Here is an 18,614-nt window from a genome sequence, read left to right on the forward strand (position 1 = left end):
GATCGGCAACAAGGTGCCGATCTCGTTGGTGAATTCGGGAGGCGCAACCAGCCCGCCTCCCTGAATGAAGCCGGAAAACTCTAGCATCCGGTGGTCCAACGTTTGGGAGCGTTTCAAAGACCGCCGAGGCTCTAATCGCCGCCGGATGAAAATTCAGTGGCAGGTCATCTGAAATATCTGGCGTTCGGCAGCTTGGTCGCACCGCCACATTAACAGGCATCACAAACTACCGTGTTAGCATCAGTATCGTCCTGGGCTTAAAGAAGCTCGGTTCACGTTCCCGGAAAATTTGTTCATCGGGGCGGTAAACACTCTCGATTGAGGGCTTGTTCCACCATGATGGGAAGAACGGTCCCGGAAATGAGAACTGGTGATCTGGTCATCGCAAATAACCCGTACGCCAGCAATATCTTGAATCGGCTCATAAGTTCTTCCAGGGAACGACGACGCAAGTCCCCCGCCAGTCACGACAACAGGCTCGGTCCGTTAGCAGGAACCGTGGAGCTCGAATTTTATCTATGCTGTGAATGGGTATCATCCAAACAATCGATTTTACGAATTGAATGGCGTGATCCATTAGACGAGCATCTTGACGGAAATCAAGTCGTCGATGGCGCGCCCAGTGGTGTAGAGGGGTCAAATGTGTGGCTTTGGAATGTAATGCTTGCATAAGCGGTCGATCAGCCCATTGCATCACCTTGCAATCGTCGACAGCTCGGGGGTTCACCACCAATCGCACTCGGTACAGTCCGCAACGAGCCGCGGTATTGACAGATTCAGACGAGGCGGCCTGGTGACCGCTATTTTGGGGAAACGGCGTACGCTACACGCTGCCACGCGCGCGTTTCGACCTGCGTCCACGCGCGGCGTCATCATCCTACCCTTTGGTGGCCGGTCTCCGAATGCCACCAGGATAATTTACCGGAAAGGACGAGAGCAATGACGCACCTCGATTGCTCGTGCGAAGTGCACGGTGAGCGCGATGACGGCACTGGTAGTCACAGCGTTTATTTGACGTTCGACGACGGTCCGCATCCATTTTGTACACCGGAGATTCTCGATATTCTGGCTGAACACCGGGTGCCGGCAACATTCTTCGTCATCGGCGAGTTCCTGGCCGATCAATCTAAATTGATCCAGCGAATGATTGCAGAGGGACATGAAGTCGCCAACCACACAATGACGCATCCAGACCTGTCTGACTGCGAACCCGACGAGGTGCAACGTCAGATACTCGAGACAAACAGAGCCATAAAAATGGCGTCGCCTCAGGCGGTGGTGCGGCACATCCGGGCTCCTTACGGCATCTGGACCGAAGAAGTGCTCAAGGTTTCGGCGAATGCGGAACTCACTGCCGTGCACTGGTCGGTAGATCCGCGAGACTGGTCTCTTCCCGGGGCCGACGGCATTGTCAATGATGTGCTGCAGTCTGTCCGGCCGGGGTCAATCGTGCTCTTGCACGACGGTTGTCCCTCCAGTGAAATGCAACAAGGAACTGACCGCAGTCTGCGCCACCAGACTATCATGGCGTTATCTAGCATAATTCCAGCTTTGCATGATCGCGGCTTTGTATTCCGCTCGCTTCCTCGGGAGTTCTGATGGATATGCTTGACACAACCAGCACTGTCGCCGTCTCGCTTTATGCACTTCTCTCGACTGCTTATAAAAGCGTGCAGGCCGTTTATTCTCTGCCGACCGATGTTTCATTGGCGTCCCAGAGCTTGGCCGGCTTTGAGGAGCTGCCCAGCGTAGATGTCATCGTGCCAAGCTTCAACGAGGATCCCCGCACGCTTTCGGAGTGCCTGGCTTCTATTGCGGGTCAGGAATACGGGGGAAGGCTGCAGGTTTACCTAGTTGATGACGGTTCCGAAAATCGCGAGGCTTTGCGACCTGTGCACGAGGCCTTCGCACGAGACCCCAGATTCAATATTCTCCTGCTTCCCCAGAATGTTGGTAAACGGAAGGCACAGATCGCCGCGATACGCCGCTCTGCTGGAGATATGGTGTTAAACGTCGACTCCGACACGATCCTCGCATCTGACGTCATCAGGAAGCTCGTGCCTAAAATGCAAGATCCGGCTGTCGGCGCGGCCATGGGACAGTTGACGGCCCGCAACCGAAACGATAGTTGGCTGACCCGTTTGATCGATATGGAGTACTGGCTGGCTTGCAACGAGGAGCGTGCGGCACAAGCTCGCTTCGGAGCCGTTATGTGCTGCTGCGGTCCATGTGCTATCTACCGTCGCTCTGCGCTCGCTTCGCTGCTTGACCAGTACGAATCACAGTATTTTCGGGGAAAGCCAAGCGATTTCGGTGAGGATCGGCATCTCACCATTCTTATGCTGAAGGCAGGCTTTCGAACGGAGTACGTGCCGAGCGCCATCGCAGCGACAGTCGTTCCGAACAAGCTAGGACCGTATCTGCGCCAACAACTACGCTGGGCGCGGAGCACGTACCGGGACACGTTGCTTGGGCTGCGCCTGCTGCCCAACCTCCATCGCTTCCTTACGCTCGACGTTGTCGGACAGAACCTCGGACCGCTGCTTCTGGCACTATCAGTGCTGACGGGGCTCGCACAGCTTGCATTGACGGGCACCGTGCCTTGGTTGGCATCCCTGATGATCGTGGCCATGACGATGATCCACTGCAGCGTTGTCGCGCTCCGGGCCCGCCAACGACGGTTCCTCGGGTTCTCTCTGCATGCATTCATCAATATTTTTCTGCTACTGCCCTTGAAAGCCTACGCGCTGTGCACGCTGAGCAATAGCGACTGGCTGTCGCGCAGCTCTGCTGGCAACTCGAATCAACATCCGGCGACTGATGCGCGCACTACAGAATGTTCTGGACATGCGACAGCGCCTCGAAGGCTCAACCCCGCCCGCGATTCTGCCAGGCGAACGACGTCTGACTGCATGTGCAGCGACGAGTAAGATCTATTTACCGAGGTGAACGAGTTGACACAGAGCGACAATTATCAATTGCTGAATCGGGAACTGGCTGCACCCGATCCATGGGGACTCGACGCCAATCCATTCGAGCGTGAGCGTCACACGCAAATGCTCCGCTTGGCGCTTGCCCAGGGATCCATCTCAAATGCGCTCGAAGTGGGATGCGCTGCCGGCGCATTTACGGTGCAGCTAGCCCCCCACTGCAAACGGCTCACCGTGATCGATGTTGTGCCTCACGCTATAGAAAGATCGCGTCGACGCATGAGGGATTCTCCGCACATCAGCTGGATAGTCTCTGATGTTCAACAGTTTTCACCTGACGAGAGGTTTGATTTGATCGTTGTGGCGGAAGTGCTCTACTACGTTGGAGGAATAGCCGAGATGAGAGGGGCTGTTCGGAATTTAGTGCGGATGCTTGCGCCAGGTGGATATCTGGTTTTCGGATCGGCGCGCGACGCCAATTGTCGTCGCTGGGGCCACGTTGCTGGTGCTGAGACGGTCCTCGGCATGCTGAACGAAACTTTGCTCGAGCTAGAGCGGCTTGAGTGTCGGGGTGGGTCGGTCAACGAAGATTGCTTACTCGCCTGTTTCCGGAATCCGATTTCTGCCTCTTAACGGCCCCAACCCTCGACGTTCAGACATGGAGACACTATGCGCGTCTGTGGTACAAAATTGACCCGTGACGGAGCGGACGCGCTTGTCGAGGATGGGTGGCTCGCCTCCTGCGTCGAGCAGGAGAAGCGGGGCAACGACCCGCGATATGAAACTCTAGACAATCTCGACGTGATTGGCGCCGCATTGGCGCAACACGGTCCGGATCAACGCGTTATTGATCAAATCATCGATGGAAGGGGTGCAATGCTGACAGTTCTCTCGAATCCGTCGAGGGCCCCGGTCTCGTTCCAATGACAGGGCATTTCCCTGCAAGAACTATTATCGTGATAGGTGCCGCGCGGCCACCGCAGCCCGTGGCTCCGCCTCGTGGCGCCGATCTGCCTGGAGGAGCGTGCGCCTTATATAGTCATCCCTCGAACTCCGGATTGTGAAATGTTGTTTAAGCATCAGACGCGGATGAGATGCCAGGACAGAATTCCGGCTGTTGTCCATCTCGATGAATCTGCACGATTGCAGACCATCCCAGGCACTCTCTCCGTGAAGTCGCCGAGCTACTCTTCGAATGTAACAAGCTCAGGGACATTCGGCTGCTCTGCAACACGAGTGCCAATTACCACGGACGAGGCGTTTTCCCGGATGCTGCTGCGGCCCTTTAATGGAGACGCAATGAACACATACGGTGCGATGGACCAAGAAGAACACAACCAACCGAAGAAATGCCAGTCAACGGCGCCCGACGGTCAGATGAGCGCATGTTCATGTCCGCAATAGATTTTTCCGACGTAAGCAAGACATATGGCGACAAGGCCGTGGTCAACGCGCTATCGTTCCGCGTTTCTCCGGGGCAATGCTTCGGGCTGCTTGGACCGAACGGCGCGGGCAAGAGCACGATCGCACGCATGATCCTTGGCATGACAGCCCCTGATGCGGGGAAGATTACTGTGCTCGGCGTGCCGGTGCCTGCCCAGGCTCGCTTGGCGCGAAAGGGTATCGGCGTGGTGCCGCAATTCGACAACCTTGAGCCTGAATTCACTGTGCGCGAGAATCTGCTGGTCTACGGCCGCTACTTCGGCATGAATACACGCAAAGTCGAGGCGGTCATGCCGTCGCTCCTTGAGTTTGCACGCCTAGAGAGCAAGGTGAATGCGCGTGTGTCTGAACTTTCAGGCGGCATGAAGCGGCGCCTGACGCTAGCGCGTGCGTTGATCAATGACCCGCAGCTACTTGTCATGGACGAGCCGACCACCGGTCTCGACCCGCACGCGCGCCACCTGATCTGGGAGCGCCTGCGTTCCCTGCTTACGCGCGGCAAAACGATCATCTTGACCACCCATTTCATGGAAGAGGCCGAACGGCTATGCGATCGACTCTGCGTACTCGAAAGAGGTCGCAGCATTGCCGAAGGGCGTCCGCATGACCTGATCGATGAACTGATCGGGTGCGAAGTCATTGAGATCTACGGCGGCGATCCGCATGAATTGGAATCGCTGGTCGGGCCATATGCCGATCGCGTCGAAATTAGCGGCGAGACCCTTTTTTGCTATGTGTCCGACCCGGAGCAGGTGCGTGTGCGGTTGCGGGAGCGCGCGGGCTTGCGCATTCTGCAGCGTCCGCCGAATCTTGAGGATGTGTTTTTGCGGTTGACCGGGCGCGAGATGGAGAAGTGAACGATGGGTGAAGGTTGTGCCGCGGCTCTGCCCGCCAACGCTTTTAACTGGATTGCGATATGGCGACGCAACTATCTGGCATGGAAGAAAGTAGCACTTGCGTCAATTGTTGGAAGTCTGGCCGATCCTATGATCTACCTTTTTGGCCTCGGCCTTGGCCTCGGAATTATTGTGGGTCGCGTTGACGGCACAACTTACGTTGCGTTCTTGGCGGGCGGCATGGTGGCGACAAGTGCGATGACCTCTGCGACGTTCGAGACGATTTACGCGGCCTTTACGCGAATGCACGCCCAACGCACCTGGGAAGCCATGCTCTACACACAAATGACACTTGGGGACATCATCCTGGGTGAGTTGGCATGGGCAGCGAGCAAGGCATTTCTTGCCGGTACGGGAATCATAATCGTCGCCACCGTGCTAGGCTATACGACGTGGCCATCAGTCGTCTATGTGCTGCCAGTTATCATGCTCACTGGATTTGCATTCGCGAGCCTTGCGATGGTAGTCACGGCGCTTGCGCCCAGTTACGAGTATTTCATTTTTTACCAGACGCTCGTCCTGACACCAATGCTGTTCTTGTGCGGCGCGGTGTTTCCAATCGCGCAACTGCCCCAGGCCTTTCAGCAGGTAGCGCAGTTCTTGCCTCTAGCGCATGCGATCGACCTCATACGCCCGGCAATGCTTGGGCGCCCCGCGGGCAGCATGGGCATGCATATAGGCGCGCTTTGCATCTACGCGATTTTGCCGTTCTTCCTGTCGGCAGCGCTGTTGCGTCGGCGCCTGATGTCTTGACGCTACTCGCCACCACGCCATGAGGGGTATTGCGATGCAGTATCTTGAAAAGACCCGCAGAGCTCTGAAGATAATCATCATAGTCCGGGAACAAATGAACCCGTGTCGGCGCCGGTGAGACGATGCAGGTTTGTCGCTCTGCAACTGGCCGAACTCGGAAGCAAACACCCTTCAGGAAGATCCGGCGTGTATCAGGAGAAAAGCAAATGAAGGTCATCTCAATCGCTACGGCGCTCTTTGCTCTGGCGTGTCCCGCGAACGCGTTCGAAAACAATGCGGTCGCGGCTACGCCTATCTTAAGGACCGATCGTACGATTGCCGGTCAGCCCATCATCGTTCCACGGAAGGATGTCGAGGTCATCGCTTCGATTTATGAGATTGCGCCCGGTGCGACGTTGCCAATTCATCAGCATCGCTATCAGCGCTATGGCTATGTGCTTTCCGGGGAGATCACGGTCACCAATACAGAATCTGGGAAAGAAAGCATTTTCACGGCAGGGAATTTTATCGTCGAGTCCTGGGGGATATGGCATAAAGGGGCGAACAACGGCACCGAGCCGGTAAAGCTGCTCGTGATCGATCAGGTGGAAAAGGGCAGTGAGAATGTTCTGCCGCAAAAATAAAGACGTTGAGGTATCACCGGAGGGCAATCTGGCGCCACGGCTCGGATGTGGTGAACCCGTCCCATATTAGGGGTTGGTTTGCCGCTCCTTGCTAGAGTCTGTCAGCGCTAATCGGAATCGTGCGGAGATTCCCTTGCCTTCAATTTTGTGATTCAAGGTCATTGCTGGTGTGGAGGCCGGCAATGATGGTGCGACCTCTTTCTCTGGATTTGCGAACGCGCATTGCGACAGCGTTGAGTGATGGCATTACGGTTCGCGCCGCAGCGGAGCGGTTTGGCATATCGGCTGCGACAGCGGTGCGGATCGGACAACTCGATCGTTCAGGTAAAGGCCTGGTGCCGGCGAAGATCGGCGGCTATGTCAAACCGACACTGAGGGGTGCGGCCGCCGATGCAGTGCGTCAGCGGCTACAAGTCAAGTCCGACTGGACGGTGCGCGCACTGTCGGCGGACCTGAAGGCTGCGGGGATCAACGTGTCTCACGACACCGTCTGGCGCTTTCTGCGCAGCGAAGGCAAGACCTTCAAAAAAAACGATGGTGGCAAGCGAGCAAGACCGCCCGAAGGTGGCCCGGTTCCGGATGCGATGGAAGACCCATCAGCACCGGCCTGATCCGGACCGTCTCGTCTTCATCGACGAGACTTGGGTCAAGACCAACATGACGCGCACCTGCGGCTGGTGTCAGCGGGGAGAGCCCCTCATTGCAAAAGTCCCTCATGGTCATTGGAAGACACTGACCTTCCTGGCCGGCTTACGCCGCGATAGCATCGTTGCCCCCTTCGTCCTCGATGGTCCCATCAATGGCATCGCTTTTACCGCATGGGTTCGCCAATGTCTGGTCCCGACACTCAAATCCGGTGACATCGTCATCCTCGACAATCTGGGAAGCCACAAGGGAAAGCCGGCCCGCGATGCGATCCGAGATGTCGGTGCACATCTCTTTTTCCTGCCGCCCTACAGCCCCGACCTCAATCCCATCGAGATGATGTTCGCAAAGCTCAAGACACTCGTCAGAAAGGCAGACGAACGAACCGTTGAAACTACATGGAGACGCATTGGAGAACTCTTGAAGGCGTTCAGTCCCCAGGAGTGCTCCAACTACCTCAGACATGCAGGGTATGGTTCAGAATAACCCTGACAGACTCTAATGTCGATTGGAGCTGCGTGAACCTTCGACTTGCGTCGTCGACAAACTGTCGAGGAGGTTGTTTCATTGGTCGTTGAACGGCGGGCGTAGGAGAGCATCTGTCCAGTTCCTCCATACTTGGTCGTCAGTCAGCGCGGCTGTTGGGCCAGCGGGACAGGATCGATCATCCGTGAGACTGTAGCGGCGACGTCTCAAAGAGGCTCCTCATTCCGACGCCATGAATCACGCCGAACGACAAAACCACGAAAGAATGCTAGGAAATCCTGAGACGTCTCATTACCTCATGGGGCGAGGGCATGCGGGATGCTTCCTGACATAGCACGTCCCGCATCCAGAGGCTTGCCTGACCACTATTGTGAAGCGCGGGCCATTGGAGGGCCTGTGTGAACGCGGGCAGCGGTAGCGGAAGGTCGGCGATCCGCAGGGGTATTGTCTTTTCGAGCTGCTTGACCAGGCGTAAGGGCATTGTCGCTATGCGCTCGGTCCCTGAAAGCATGAACGGAACCATGCTGAAGCCCTGCACGACTACTTCGACATGTCTCTTAAGCCCATGCCCAAGCAAACACCATTCCTCGAAGGAAGCCGTCCTAGCGTTCCCAAACTTCACCACAACGTGTCCCATCGACATATACCTCTCGAGTGTAAGTTGCTCCGAGAGTAGCTTGTTCGAGTGGCAGCCCACGCACACGAGGGTCTCCTCGAATAACGCCACCTTAGGATGTGCGCGCGACATGAGCAATTCCGGAAAGATGAGAAAATCGGCGTCACCGCGCCGCAAGTACTCATCGTAGTTATCGGCGATCGGCAGCAACTCGAAGCTGACGGCGGGCGCTTCTCGGGCGACACGCGTCACGACCTTTTCAAAAAAAACGAGTGCGGCGTAATCGGAAAGAATAACTCTGAAGCAGCGATCCGATTGAGCAGGGCAAAACGGATCCCAAGATATGATCGAGACCTGGATGTGAAGCAGAGCCTCGCGGACCGAAGGCGCGAGCCGCTCCGCACGCGGGGTTGGAACGAGTTCGCGACCGACCATGGTAAAAAGGTCGTCATTGAAATAGGTGCGTAACCTGCCGACGGCCGCGCTCATGGCCGGTTGGCTCAAGTTGATGCTGCGCGCTGCCGCCGTGAGATTACGCTCGGTCATCAGGGCGTCGAGTGCGACGAGGAGATTCAGATCAAGGCCCTTGAACCGCATGTCTTCATCCGTAGCGAGGTGGCGAGATAAAAGGTGAAAAGGCTTGGTGTCGCAATGCGGCGCCACGAGAGATCAGCAAGCAAAGGGTCGCCTAAAATTGAGAAAGTATCGATGTTCCAGCCGCCGTGGCTTTGATGGTCTTACTGCTACCTTCAACCGACACGATTCAGTGGTGCCTGATCATTCTGGCGAGTAGCAGTGTTTTCCGCGGATAAAAGTTTCGGTCTGCGACGTCGATCACTTCGGCGCCTTCAATACGTACTTCGGGGGGTAAGACGCACTCGTAGCACTCACCTTCTTCGGCAGGAGTATCTTGGCAATTGAAGTCTTGAGTGTGCTCCGCTGAATGGGCTTTGTCAGCACCATTCAGGTTTGCGCGGGGGTCACTTGTCGCCGGGCCGCAATCTTGGTTACGATCATCTGCTGCAAGTGACGGCCCGGCCCGCAATGCCAATGCGAGCAACGCTGCAACGATGACGTAGTAACCAGTAACCTTCATGAGACGTTTCCTTTCTTCGGCTAAGGCCAGGCGATACCAGGTAGGATTGATGCCATTCCCGCCGCCAGTGCTTCGGGGCTACAGGCGTTGTTGGATTGGTTGAGAGCCTTTCAACGGATCATACCCGGTGGAGTGGAGACGGCCGTCTATGGAGCATCCGCGAAAATTGGTGAAATCTATTGTTTAAATGCGAGTCATCCATTCGATGCATGTAGACGACGTCTTGCCTGCCCGAACCAACAAGTGTCGCCAAACCCACTGTTTTCAGGGGCGTCTTTTCACCCAGTCCTTCTATCCTCAGTGGGCTTGCGCATGTCGTTGCCGCCATCCCCTTCATCCGGGATAGCAAAGGGCGCCGCATGCGGGAGGGACACCCCTGCGTCTCCCGTCAGGCTACGACATTTTGTTCGATCGGCTGCCTTGTATGGAGAAGACCGGATTCCTGACGTTTCAGTGTCATCGTTTTGCAATGAGATAGAGGTAATGGCCGCAAGCCGGCTGGGTCGACCACGTTTGGCTTCCATCGCGGAACGTCGCCGTTAGCTTTCGACGTTCATTTCGAATGATCGTAGCGTGATGAACAAGTCGGTCCACCGCGGCAAGCGTCATGGCCGGGTCCGGAAAGACGCGGTTCCATTCTCCAAAGGGCTGATTGGCGGTGATGATGATGGAGCGCCGCTCATATCTTGCGGAGATGAGTTCGAAGAGCACGCGGGTTTAGGCCTGGTCCTAGTGACGTAGGCCAGGTCGTCGAGGATAAGCAGATCGAACTTGTCGAGCTTTGCGACGGCGGATTCGAGCTGGAGTTCACGCCGTGCGACCTGCAGTTTCTGGACGAGGTCGGTCGTGCGAGTGAACAGCACCCGCCAACCGTTCTCGATCAGCGCGAGGTCGAGGGCCGCGGCGAGATGGCTCTTTCCGCCGCCCGGCGTACCGAACATGAGGATATTGGCACCTTTCGCGACCCAGCTGTCGCCAGCGGCAATGGCCATGACCTGGGCCTGGAGAGCATAGGGACTGCATCAAAATCAAAGCTGTCGAGCGTCTTTTCCGGTGGCAGGTTTCGCCTGGGCAAAATACGCCGACGCTTTGCGCACAATCGCGTTGGCCTGACGAAGCTCGCGGCTCTCCCGCTCAAGAGCCTTCATATTCTCAGCGACATCGTTCGGCCGGCCTGCTCGCTTACCGCTATCGACCTCGGTCTTCTTCACCCATTCGTGCAGCGTGCGTGGCCGGCAAGAAACCGATCTTGGCCGCGATAGATGAAACGGCAGCCCACCGCGCGGGGTGCTCGGCTTCGTGATCCAGCACCATGCGGAGGACTTCAGGCGAGAAATTGTTCGTTGTCTTGCTCATATCGGCTCCAATCTCTCATGAGTTGAAGCCTCCGGCAAACTCGCGCGGTTCTTGAATCCCAAAAAGGGAACCGGCTATAGGCTTGAGTTTTTAAGCAAAACGTCACCCTCCACTCCTCGGGGATACTCAACTACCACCTGGAAGGAAGGTAAGAGCTCAAGAATGGCGCGCAGGGGAAGCTGACCTTCATAGAGCTCATGATCACTATACTCAGCATATATGTAACGCGTTCTCATCAGGATCTGATTGCCACCGGCAATAACGTCGGCCTCGGCTCCCTGCACATCCATCCAGATGAGATCTATGTTCTCTAGGCCAGCTTCGCTGCACCAGTCATCCAGCCTCCTAGTCTCAACCGAAATCGGAGGGTCAAACCGAACCCACTCGTACTCAGAAAGATGGTTCTTGGGACGGCGTATCGAGCCCGAGAGATCCCATTCCTTAGCGCTGTCATTGCCATTGCTGGGATGAAACTCGATCCTCGCGTTTCGGTCGCTGATCGCAACCTCGGATAGCCTCATCCGATCCCGATCAGAACCCATTTTTCCTTGAAGCGTGCAGCGGCTCTGGGGTCTGGCTCAAAGCAATAGAGCTGGGCGCTCGGAAGAAGGCGCAGAAAGCGTTGAGCATCGCTTCCGTCATTGCACCCAATGTCAAAGATTACAGGGTTAGGCTTATCGAGAAGCGAAACGATCTGTCGATGTACGTCTAACCCACACACCGGATCCATCACATTCTCCTTAAGTTTTCGAAGTGCCACTGCTGAACGAGCTCGGGCAGGATATCACTGAAATACCGAGCCATTTGGCCCTTCTTTCGACATGGTTGTTGACGCTTCGCCGTGCGATAGGTGGGCACGGCGCATTGTCTGTCGCGGGCTTTGTTATTCGCGAGTTTGTTTGGCGTAACGAAGCGACCCCAAGCTATGCTGAAAGCCCACTAGTCACCGAGGCCTCAGCGGGGACGGATACCTGTGATTTGCGGCCACGTACCGGGCTTAAGCATATGCAACGCTGCTCCCAAATCTGCCGAAGTTCATTTAGGAAAGTCTCACGACTACCTGAAACCGGCGCGATTCCATCCAAAATGTCTCCAACCAGGGCTTCTCCCTCAATCCTAATTAGCTGTTCAAACAACTCCGGTGAAATACGCACGGCCTGCAGGCTGGAGGCGCCTGTGCGGATCTCACATACAGTCTCTTGCCGATCCAGGGTGGAATATGCACGCGCCTGATGGAGACTTGCGTAAGGTGGCAAGGAAACTGCTAGTTTATTCCACTCCTCCATCGTTGAGATTCGCTTCTTGACGAGAAATGGACCGATCACAAGTGCATCCAGGTCGGTCGTCAAAAAAGTCGTTACGGCATCCCTAACCGAATCTACTACCGGCTCGGCGTTGTTGTTAAACGACGTGTTGAGCAAGATCGGAACGCCGGTTCGCTTCCCGAAAGCATTGATTAGCTCCCAATATGCGGGATTTGTCTCGCGTGACACTGTCTGCAAACGAGCCGTACCATCTACGTGCGTGATGGCGCCTAGCGAACTACGCTTGGGTTCGCGCACAGACACTACGAAATTCATAAAAGGAAATTTGCGCAAGGTACCTGGCAGATCAAAGAATTCCACGGCGTCCTCCTCCAATACCGAGGGAGCAAATGGGCGGTAGCCTTCCCGCTTCTTGACCATCATATTAATTCGATCCTTGTTTGACGCCGGCCTCGGTTCAGCAAGAATACTCCGGTTGCCTAGCGCCCGTGGACCGAACTCCGAACGCCCCTGCACCCAGGCGATCACGGCGCCATCCGCAATCCATTCGGCTGCTTTGCCTGTCACGTCATCACTGCGTTCAATTTCGAGATGCTGGCCCCAAGCAAAAAGTTCCTCCTCCACGCTTCCTTCGCTCTCCAGGTCGGGTCCCCAATAGACGTTTTGCAAACGCTCACGAGGTGCCGGATGCCCCAGATCATGAGACGCCATCAATGCGGCGCCTAGTGCGCAGCCAGCGTCATGGGCCGCCGGTTGCACGAAGATGTCGTCAAACATCCCCGAGTACAGCAGCTTGCCATTCAAAGTGCAGTTGTGTGCCACTCCTCCGGCCAAACACAGTCGTTCGATGCCCGTAACCTTGGTGTAATGCCGTAGGACGTGGAACACGATCCGTTCCAGTGCTTCCTGCAGTGAAGCACTCACATCTTTATGCTGCTGCGTGAACGGCATGCCTTTCTGGCGTATTTGAATGTTACTGAGCAACGTAGGACCAACTCGGTCGAGATGGACCCGATAACCACCGTCGTCTAGGAGTTCGTAAAATTGTTCGAAGATCTCGCGGTACGAAGCGGGATTGCCGTAAGGTGCCAGACCCATGATCTTATATTCATCGAACGCGCCATAACCTAGGTAGCGGATCGTTTCCAAGTATAGCAGCCCTAGAGAATCATTCTCCGGGAATGTCACGAGTGGCTCAATCTCCGTGCTGGAACCAATCGCCAAAAGCCCCGAAAGAAAGTCTCCACCGCCGTCAATTGAGAGGACCAAACTTCGCTCGAAGCCCGACATGAAAAACGAGCTCACGGCGTGCGACATATGGTGGCTCACGAAGGACACACGTGAGGGATCAATTTCGGCACCAAATTCTTGCCCGAGTAAGCCGCACAAAAACAGTCTCGCATCCGGTATTGGGGTGCTTGGGTAAGAGAGGCGCACGCGCTCGAGCACAGCGTTGCAATAGGCCTCGGTCGCATAATACGCGATGCGGTCGATGTCGCTAAGCTGAACACCTGCAGATGCGAGGCAATATTGAATCGAACGCGTTGGTAACTTGTTGGAGTGCTTGATCCGGTTAAGGCGCTCCTCCTCGACCGCCGCTATCACTCGCCCGTCGCGAACGAGAACCGCAGCCCCATCGTGCATAAAGGTGTTCGGTAGATCGAACGAATTTTCGTAGACTCTGCTTAGACCGCCACTGAGCCCTAGACACAGCATGTTGCTCTCCAGTTCGTTTCGAAAGGTAGGTCGCTCTGGCCTGGCCACCGGCTTTCGTAGTTTCATAGGGTGGCGCTTGACAGTGCAGCTAGAGTTCACGGGTCGAAGCCGAAATCAGATCGTGACCGGATCGGTGAGATTGCCGACAATCGGCGCTAACAGAGCCCCAGACCGAAGCATTTGCGGCAGTAACGCCGCGTAACGTATCCACATTACCCAGTCCTTCATCTTTCCGCCCGACAGCCACAACGACGTTTGGTGGTCGCTACAAAGGTCGCAGACCGTATCCTTGCAGCGGCGAGTGCGCCTGCGTTGGCTCCGAGGCATAGCACACAGAATTCCGCCGCCGGCCTCCGTCATTCGCATATGCGCCAGTACCGAACTCAGCTACCACGCGGTGGGACCGCCATTGATAATCACGTCGAACGGCGCCCACGGCGTGAGAACCGATCTGCAACAACGCTAGAAGGGGAAGCAGTAGAAAGATGACCAGCGCGCGGTGAAGACGAATAGGAGGCGGCATCGACCGGGGCAAAAGTGCGTCCCGTGAGAGCCCACTGAAACGTCGAGAAGCAACGACCAAGATTCTACTCGATCACGTCGAGCGCAAGATAACGATCGAGACCAGGCAGCAGACCGACTGCCTCATCTCGTTTTCCCAGCACAGTCTCCACGGCACCCGAGGACCCATTTTAAGAACTCCGAATTACGGCTTTTACAAAACGCTTCTTCAGCGTCTTCTAATGGCAACCGTTTCGATCAGTAAAATCGATTGTTTGGATGGAATGCATTCACGAAAACGATGGCGTGACTCAGCAGTGAAGCGAGCGGCGACCCCATCCTTCTCTCTATGGCGGCCGTGTGCAAGGCAGATCCGCCTGTGACATTCGACCGACAAACTCCTCGTGTCTTGTCATAAAAGCAACACTCCTTCGCTACTCTTGTTTCAGCCGACAAAGCCAAGCCGCATGTTCGTCTCGGCACATCAATGAGCCTAATGGCGGCGCTAGCTGCAAGGAAACTGCGTTCGGTCTTGGTCAGCACCGCCGCTGCGAGTGCCGCGAAACGTGGGCCAAGCGCTTCAACATTTTCCCCGGCGTGAGTGCGCAGCATCTGGTCTTTGAAGCGCCAGCCGACGAAGGAGAAGCCTGGGTTGGTGCGCGGCTCCTTCACCACTTAGGGACCGGGACGATAAATCGGCAGAGGCCGCGGTAACTCCAAAAAATAACGCGGCGCTAAAAAATTGGCCTCAGGCTAGACCGTGGGTATAGACTGGTAGTCCGGTAGGCGCTATTCGTGCTGTTCCAGCATAACATCAGCCACCCCGTGGATTCTCCAAGGCCTCTTATATTGAAAAAAGTGCAACGCAGTTTTGCCGTCGAGTACAAGAACGGCAGGCGAAAACTTGATGCCAGATCGAACTCGATCTGGGGCAATGTGGATCTAAAGTCAGTCGCGCGCGATCTAGAGGAAGAGGCATTGCCTTTTCTGTCAGGTAGCTCTCAGAGTGGCAAACCCGACAGCGAAATGTCTTTGCCGGAACAAGATCAGGCCGAGCAGTTGTTGACAGCGCCTCTCGGGCCGTCGACAACTGCATCAGATACACAGGAGATGAGCATGGCCGACGAGACTAATACGACAACCAAGGTCGATGGACAGACCGTTGTCGAAACGCCTAATGCGCCGAAGAAACAGCGCAAACCGCGCGCCAAAAAAGTCGCGGCACTCGAGACCGCGTTAGCTGACGCTACGGCAGAGCCGGCAGCTGCGCTGGCCGGGGACGGTGGTGTGAAGAGGAGAGGGCGCAAGACAAAGGCTATCGAAGCCACGGCGAGCGCCAAACGCGCACCTGTGCACCGTGCTCCAAAGGCTGTGCAGGCAGCGCCGGCTGCCCCGATGACGGCGAGCGATGAAATGGCAGACCTTTTGCAGTTGGAAGAGGAAAATCAGCGGCTGCGCAAGCTTCTTGCTGAAAAACTTCGCGCTGAAAATGAAGATCTGCGCAAACGGCTCAAGCTCGATTGATATAAGCAGCCGGTCAATAAGCGACCGTATCTACATTCTTATCGAGACAAACAATTCGGCAACGGTAATGCTGTTGCCGGACCCCAAACTCACTGCCTGCTTGCGGGATAAAACGCGAGGTCGGATAGATGGCGTCTCCCTGGAAACTTCTTGCCCGACTGATCTCACCGGGTCGCGAACAAAAGCGAGAAAACGGTTCGGACCAGAAGGTTACGCCGGACACATTGGCCATTGCCGGTCCGACCGAAACGCCTGCCGAGAAGAGCCTGATAAGCGCCGTTCGACCGGCAAGCGAGGGGCCTCCCCGTCACGGCCATTCTCCTGCAATTTCCACCGAGTTTGTCGTTTCTAAGGAAGTCGGAATCGGTGGCCACGATCAGGTAGAAGGCCAAGATGCCAAAAACGTTGAGGCGGCCGATCCACCTCCATTCGGCGGGCTTAGTACCGACATCGCCGCTGGGCACGATGCTACGAGGCTCGAGCGAACTCTCGAGGTCGCCCCGCGTAAGAAGGCATCAGCCGCGATTGCAAACGCTGCCCCGGCAGTTCACACTGCGGACCAGATGAGCCTCGACGAAGACATCAGGGTGCTCAGGAGGCAACTAGCCAGAAAGCTAAGGCTGCAAAACGCGCAGTTGAGAACAATGCTGGAGCGGTTTGAACGGTGACCTGTCGCAGTGCAACAACCTGTCGCCCCGGGCATGTAGTGGAGCCAGCGGCAGCATCACCTGTGTACGGCAAGGACAAATAATTGGGGTCCGAACACGGTCCCATTTCGTCGAGATCAACGACAAGAGTGTTTAGGCCATGTTCTAGGCATTTAACCGCGCTCGATCGCCACCGTGGACATCGAGCCTGCCGCAGGTTTCCTGGATGCGCGTCTCCGCCGCCTGCGCAATCGAAGCCGCATTGGTGGCGTCAAGCTGAACTGTCCGGGCGTCTGGTCCGTTTTGAACGAAGGTGTCGCCTGCTTCAAGTTGGCGCGCTCAACCGAGCCGGTGAAGCCGTGCTGCGCCAGACCTTTCACGATATTTGACGGCGGATTTCTTTGCCAGTGGCGAGAGCTGAACTGTGACGCGATCGAGACCGACACATGCCATGGACTGCGAATTCAGCGATCGATTTAAAATCGAGCAATTGGGGGCTTGCCTCCTGCCTAACATCTCGACGAACTCGAGCTCGATTATGTGATCACTCCAAGGCCCTCCGTTTGCCAGTCTAGATCGGCTGGCGGCCAAGATAAGCATCGAACGCGGCAGCGACATGGCGAAGGGCAGAGCGACGTTCGTGCCGCACACGGACTAAACCGTTGTCAAACTCAACGATCCCATCCTCAGCCAGAATCTCTAGCTGCTTAGCTGAACTCACTAGATGGGTCTGATCAAATCCCTGAGCCGTACAGATTGCTGATATGTCCGCCTCCAAGTAGCACATGAGCTGTTCGATGATTGCAGCTCTTACGCGATCCTCGGTAGTTAAACGGTAGCCCCTTGAGATCGCCAAGCGGCCGGATGCTATGTGCCGGTTATAACAGCTTTGCGTGAGATCGTTTTGAACGTAACCGTCGCCGCAACGACCAATGGCGGACGCGCCCAAACCGATGACAGTTGAGCAGGTTTCGGCAGAGTAACCAAGCGAATTTCGGCGCAGACGACCAGCTCTCTGTGCTATTGCAAGCTCGTCATCCGGCAAAGCAAAATGGTCGAGACCAATTTGCAGATAGCCTGCTGCAACTAACGTATCGGCCATGGCTGAGGCCTGCTCAGCTCGCGCGGCTATATCGGGCAGTGCTGCTGTGTCAATCAAGCGCTGATTTTTTCGAAAAGATGGAACGTGGGAATAACCGAAAACCGCGAGGCGGTCGGGACGCATCGCAATAGCTAACATAGCGCTCTCGAGACAGGACTGGACGGTTTGGTTCGGCAAACCGAACATCAAGTCGAAATTGATACGCCTGACCCCATACAGGCGGAGGTTTTCGACGGCGGTCATCACTTGCGCCTCGCTCTGAATCCGGTTGATCGCTTTTTGTACGACGGGATCGAAGCTCTGCACACCGACGCTTGCGCGATTCACACCGGTCCTTTCTAGGGCTTCGGCCATATCGGTGGTGAACGTGCGCGGGTCGACCTCAACGGCAATGGTTGCACCTCGCTCAATCGCAAAACGGCCGCGCAGGAGTTCCATTAGCGACAGGAAGTCTGCCGATGGCATAATGGTCGGGGATCCGCCGCCAAAGTGCACGTCACCCACTGAGAGTGCCTGCGGCACTTGCTCGGCGACCAGGCGGATTTCCTCGCGCAGCATTGCTAGATAATTGGTTATCAAAGTGTCCCGACGAGTGATGCTAGTCGGAAAACCACAATACCAGCACATCGAGCGGCAGAATGGAATGTGGAGATAGAGCGAGACAGCGTCATCAGTTCCCTGGCTTCTCAGCCATTGCTCATGAGTGTGGGCGCCGATTTCTGAAGAAAACTCCTGTATTGTTGGGTAGATAGTATACCAAGGCAACTGCACCCCGCTATTTGTGTTCGGAACGAAAATCGACGACGGTGCGCGCAAAGACTTTCGCCTGCAGTCCGTGTCACGTTCACATACAATATTTGACACGTTTTTTTCCTTCGAAAGCTTGGTCCTATTGGGCACATGCCACGCCCGGAATGGACTTGATGTTCGATTTGACGTCGCATTCGGAAAGGGCCTTCGGCTCATCGCCAGGCTCGTCGCCGCTCGTTGCGACGCTGAGGTGCTTCTTGCGGCG

General features: G+C 56.0%; 14 protein-coding genes and 6 pseudogenes. 11 read left to right on the forward strand and 9 right to left on the reverse strand.

The features are described 5' to 3' along the window. Window positions 1–171 precede the first annotated feature (171 nt). Window positions 172–466, reverse strand: a pseudogene (locus QWJ46_RS31370) (nodulation protein NodZ); the annotation flags it as partial. 473 nt (window positions 467–939) lie between these two features. Here QWJ46_RS31370 and nodB point away from each other — a divergent pair. The 9 genes and pseudogenes from nodB to QWJ46_RS29910 all read left to right on the forward strand — a co-directional run bounded on the left by nodB (window position 940) and on the right by QWJ46_RS29910 (window position 7,776). After that, entirely contained in the window at window positions 940–1,599 is a 660-nt protein-coding gene (gene nodB / locus QWJ46_RS29870) for a chitooligosaccharide deacetylase NodB (protein ID WP_004679213.1), read from the forward strand. Beyond that, window positions 1,599–2,930, forward strand: a complete 1,332-nt coding sequence (nodC, locus tag QWJ46_RS29875) for a chitooligosaccharide synthase NodC (RefSeq protein ID WP_004679211.1) — start codon at window positions 1,599–1,601, stop codon at window positions 2,928–2,930. Before nodB ends, nodC begins: the two co-directional genes overlap by 1 nt. Window positions 2,931–2,945: 15 nt before the next feature. Further along, window positions 2,946–3,563 carry a nodulation methyltransferase NodS gene (gene nodS, locus QWJ46_RS29880; protein WP_010028264.1) on the forward strand — a complete coding sequence of 206 codons (618 nt, stop codon included), beginning with the start codon at window positions 2,946–2,948 and terminating at the stop codon, window positions 3,561–3,563. Window positions 3,564–3,599: 36 nt separating this feature from the next. Next, window positions 3,600–3,797 (forward strand): annotated as a pseudogene (locus tag QWJ46_RS29885) (carbamoyltransferase N-terminal domain-containing protein); the annotation flags it as partial. A 132-nt stretch (window positions 3,798–3,929) separates the two neighbouring features. Beyond that, window positions 3,930–4,216 (forward strand): annotated as a pseudogene (locus QWJ46_RS29890) (carbamoyltransferase C-terminal domain-containing protein); the annotation flags it as partial. 99 nt (window positions 4,217–4,315) lie between these two features. Next, on the forward strand, window positions 4,316–5,230 hold the full coding sequence (gene nodI, locus QWJ46_RS29895) for a nodulation factor ABC transporter ATP-binding protein NodI (RefSeq protein ID WP_018247215.1): 915 nt from the start codon (window positions 4,316–4,318) through the stop codon (window positions 5,228–5,230). A gap of 3 nt (window positions 5,231–5,233) precedes the next feature. Beyond that, complete coding sequence (locus QWJ46_RS29900; protein WP_004679202.1) at window positions 5,234–6,022, forward strand: ABC transporter permease; 789 nt, start codon at window positions 5,234–5,236, stop codon at window positions 6,020–6,022. Between the two features lie 206 nt (window positions 6,023–6,228). Next, window positions 6,229–6,645: a cupin domain-containing protein gene (locus QWJ46_RS29905; protein WP_004679201.1), complete on the forward strand. Its 417-nt coding sequence runs from the start codon at window positions 6,229–6,231 to the stop codon at window positions 6,643–6,645. A gap of 185 nt (window positions 6,646–6,830) precedes the next feature. Beyond that, a protein-coding gene (locus tag QWJ46_RS29910; protein ID WP_165918605.1) for an IS630 family transposase occupies window positions 6,831–7,776 on the forward strand; the annotation gives its coding sequence in 2 pieces (ribosomal slippage) (window positions 6,831–7,169 and window positions 7,171–7,776; 945 coding nt in all). A gap of 268 nt (window positions 7,777–8,044) precedes the next feature. Here the strand turns inward: QWJ46_RS29910 and nodD1 are convergent. The 6 genes and pseudogenes from nodD1 to QWJ46_RS29940 form a co-directional block, all read right to left on the reverse strand. Then, window positions 8,045–8,989 (reverse strand): transcriptional regulator NodD1, encoded by a 945-nt coding sequence (gene nodD1, locus QWJ46_RS29915; protein ID WP_018247214.1) that lies wholly within the window; start codon window positions 8,987–8,989, stop codon window positions 8,045–8,047. 166 nt (window positions 8,990–9,155) lie between these two features. Then, window positions 9,156–9,488: a nodulation protein NolE gene (gene nolE, locus QWJ46_RS29920; protein ID WP_018247213.1), complete on the reverse strand. Its 333-nt coding sequence runs from the start codon at window positions 9,486–9,488 to the stop codon at window positions 9,156–9,158. A 542-nt stretch (window positions 9,489–10,030) separates the two neighbouring features. Continuing rightward, window positions 10,031–10,551, reverse strand: a pseudogene (istB, locus tag QWJ46_RS29925) (IS21-like element helper ATPase IstB); the annotation flags it as partial. 10 nt (window positions 10,552–10,561) lie between these two features. Further along, window positions 10,562–10,844 (reverse strand): annotated as a pseudogene (locus QWJ46_RS29930) (transposase); the annotation flags it as partial. A 74-nt stretch (window positions 10,845–10,918) separates the two neighbouring features. Continuing rightward, window positions 10,919–11,365 (reverse strand): FkbM family methyltransferase, encoded by a 447-nt coding sequence (locus QWJ46_RS29935; protein ID WP_269466793.1) that lies wholly within the window; start codon window positions 11,363–11,365, stop codon window positions 10,919–10,921. Between the two features lie 402 nt (window positions 11,366–11,767). Next, a complete protein-coding gene (locus tag QWJ46_RS29940) occupies window positions 11,768–13,825 on the reverse strand; it encodes a carbamoyltransferase (protein WP_004679190.1) in 2,058 nt (685 codons plus the stop codon). Window positions 13,826–15,175: 1,350 nt separating this feature from the next. Between QWJ46_RS29940 and QWJ46_RS29945 the strand changes: the two genes are divergently transcribed. Together QWJ46_RS29945 and QWJ46_RS29950 are read left to right on the forward strand one after the other, a co-directional pair. Next, window positions 15,176–15,850 (forward strand): transcriptional regulator, encoded by a 675-nt coding sequence (locus tag QWJ46_RS29945; protein WP_008536492.1) that lies wholly within the window; start codon window positions 15,176–15,178, stop codon window positions 15,848–15,850. 128 nt (window positions 15,851–15,978) lie between these two features. Next, window positions 15,979–16,518, forward strand: coding sequence for a hypothetical protein (locus QWJ46_RS29950; protein ID WP_004679185.1), 540 nt, complete (start codon window positions 15,979–15,981; stop codon window positions 16,516–16,518). A 550-nt stretch (window positions 16,519–17,068) separates the two neighbouring features. On the opposite strand, the gene hemN is transcribed toward QWJ46_RS29950, so the two are convergent. Continuing rightward, on the reverse strand, window positions 17,069–18,415 hold the full coding sequence (hemN, locus tag QWJ46_RS29955; protein ID WP_018247211.1) for an oxygen-independent coproporphyrinogen III oxidase: 1,347 nt from the start codon (window positions 18,413–18,415) through the stop codon (window positions 17,069–17,071). A gap of 88 nt (window positions 18,416–18,503) precedes the next feature. Then, window positions 18,504–18,614 (reverse strand): annotated as a pseudogene (locus QWJ46_RS29960) (nitrogenase); the annotation flags it as partial.

It is taken from the genome of Rhizobium sp. CBN3 (assembly GCF_030518245.1).
In the GTDB taxonomy this organism is placed as follows: Bacteria; Pseudomonadota; Alphaproteobacteria; order Rhizobiales; family Rhizobiaceae; genus Rhizobium; species Rhizobium aethiopicum_A.